Annotated in this window: 1 protein-coding gene; it reads right to left on the reverse strand. The window is 64.0% G+C overall.

The annotated features are described in order from the left end of the window. Positions 1 to 82: 82 nt before the first annotated feature. Entirely contained in the window at positions 83 to 1444 is a 1362-nt protein-coding gene (locus tag A5686_RS26355; RefSeq protein WP_082947475.1) for an ISNCY family transposase, read from the reverse strand. Between the last annotated feature and the right edge of the window lie 133 nt (positions 1445 to 1577).

The raw sequence follows: 1577 nt of genomic DNA on the forward strand, positions 1-1577 counted from the left end.
TACTTCGACCTGAAAAAGGGTTGATGGTTAGTGCGCCTGGATGTTGGTCCCTGGCTGGAATCGCTGAGGGTGGCGTGTGTTGTCATCCGGCCAGGATGCTGATCTTGACCAGGTTGTGGGTGAAGACGCCGTGTCCGCACCAGGTGCGGGCTCCGGTCAGGGTGGTCAGTTCGGTGCGGTTCCATCCGTAGCTGCGCTTGAGGTGATTGATTCGTCCTTCGCACCCGGTTCGCCATTTGATCTTGGCCCGGAACGCTTTTCGATGTTCGAACTCCCGTCGGGCAGCACCGGGTCTACTGGCTCGAGGAATGACCACGCGGCGTATCCCGAGTGCGTGCAGGTCGTTCTCCACCGAGGCGTATCCGTAGCCGCGATCGGCGGTCACTGCCGTCGGGGCACGCCCGATCCGGTCGGTGATGCGGGCGATCGCCGGCGCCAGTTGAGGCGCGTCCGGGGGGTTCCCGACGTGCACGGTGTGATCGAGGATGATGCCGTCGGCGTTGTCGATGACCTGGGCTTTATAGCCGAACTCCACCGGTTTGCCGAGTCGGCCCTTGCGGATCGGGCGGGCATCGACGTCGTGGAAGCTCACGATGCGGCTCGCCGAATCCGGCATCACCCCAGCAAGCCGACTGCGGGTCTGAGCGACCACCTGCTCGGTGCGGGCCAGCAGTTTGGCCAGGTCGTTGATCGCTCGATGCAGCCGACCACGATCTTGGCCAGTCGCACGAGACAGCCCACGACCGGCGTTGCGCACCACCGCCTGGGCATCAGTCACTGCTGCTTCGGCGATGTCGGCGAGCTGGCCGGTAATCCGCAGCACCGCGGCCTGACCATCCTCGCGGGCGGCAGCACCACGTAGCCGCAGCTTGGCCGCGATCGCCCGCGCCCGCTGACCCGCCGATCGACTGCGATCACGTACCCGGGTGCGGGTCGCTCCGCCCGCAGCATGAATCCGTTCGACCGTTTTGGTGATGCCGCCGACGGCCTTGGCCAACAAGCCCGAGTCGGTTGGATAGGCCACCGCGGCTTCGACCACGGTGGTGTCGGCGCGGACCTTGTCGGTGCGGATCAGCTTCGCCGCGGCGGCCTTGGTCACCAACGCCTCGTTGAGCCCGGCGACCGCGGCCTCACCGCACCGGCTGGTCAGCTTCATCAACGTGGTCGGATGCGGCACTCGCGTGCCGAAAGGAATGCGGCAGAACCGTTGCCACGAAATGGAATCACCCACTTCGCGACACAGTGACTCGAAGCCCAGCCGGTAGCGAAACTTCAGGAACATCATCCGCAGGTAGGTTTCCATCGGCACCGACGGCCGACCGATCCGCGGATCGAAATACGGCACGAACGGGGCGAAGAACGCCGGATCATCCAGCAAGTCATCGACCCGAGCCAACTCCGCGGGCAACACCAACAACTCCGCGGGCAGGATTGCATCCCACAATGACAACTGATCATTTACAGTTCTGAACACGATGGCCTCGATCCCTTCTTGCCCAAGGGTTCGAGGCCATCATCGCGTCAAACAACCACCAGCTCAGCCATCGCCACGCCCCGACTTTTTCAGGTCGAAGTAG

This window comes from Mycobacterium sp. E2479 (assembly GCF_001667925.1).
Classification (GTDB): Bacteria; Actinomycetota; Actinomycetes; order Mycobacteriales; family Mycobacteriaceae; genus Mycobacterium.